This is a genomic window from Arhodomonas sp. KWT (assembly GCF_010993615.1).
Genome location: NZ_WNXE01000705.1, coordinates 1 through 863, shown reverse-complemented (window position 1 = coordinate 863; position 863 = coordinate 1). Strand labels below are relative to the sequence as shown.

General features: G+C 67.3%; 1 protein-coding gene. It reads right to left on the bottom strand.

Annotated features, from left to right (window positions below):
• Positions 1-614, bottom strand: a 614-nt coding sequence (locus G7A99_RS21865; protein ID WP_163144055.1) for a CTP synthase, incomplete at its 3' end; no start/stop codon positions are given.
• Between the last annotated feature and the right edge of the window lie 249 nt (positions 615-863).

Below are 863 nucleotides of genomic sequence, written 5' to 3'. Positions count from 1 at the left end.
TCCGGCTGGATACCGATGGAGCGCAGCTCCTTGACGGAGTGCTGGGTCGGCTTGGTCTTCATCTCGCCCGCCGCGCCGACGAACGGCACCAGGGTAAGGTGCACGAACAGGCAGCGCTCGGAGCCGAGCTCGGAGCCCATCTGGCGAATCGCCTCCAGGAAAGGCAGCGACTCGATGTCGCCCACCGTGCCACCGATCTCGACCAGCGCAACGTCCGCGGCGTCCGCACCCTGCTCGATGCTGCGCTTGATCTCGTCGGTGATGTGCGGGATGACCTGCACGGTGCCGCCGAGGTAATCGCCCTGGCGCTCCTTGCGGATCACCGATTCGTAGATCCGGCCGGTGGTGTAGTTGTTGTTGCGCGTCATGCGCGTGCGCAGAAAGCGCTCGTAGTGCCCCAGGTCCAGGTCGGTCTCGGCACCGTCATCGGTGACGTAGACCTCACCGTGCTGGAAGGGGCTCATGGTGCCCGGGTCCACATTGATGTAGGGATCGAGCTTCACCATGGTCACCGACAGCCCGCGGGCCTGCAGCACGCTACCCAGCGAGGCCGCCGCGATCCCCTTGCCGAGCGAGGAGACGACGCCGCCGGTGATAAAGATAAATCGCGTCATTAGAGCCTTCGAAAACCGAGGAGGAAAGAGCCCGGCACGAACCGGTCCGGAATGGCGGGAAAGTTATCAGAACCCCCGGGGTCAGACAATCCGGACCCGTCCCGGCGGGCCACCGCGCGCCGGGCGGTTGTGCGGCGCACGCATCGACCACCGGACAGCCGTTCCCGCCGGTCCGCACCATCCCCCCGGGCGCCGGCACCGGAGAGGGCCGTCTCAGAGCGCGAGCAGCGCCGCCCCCGCGACCATGGC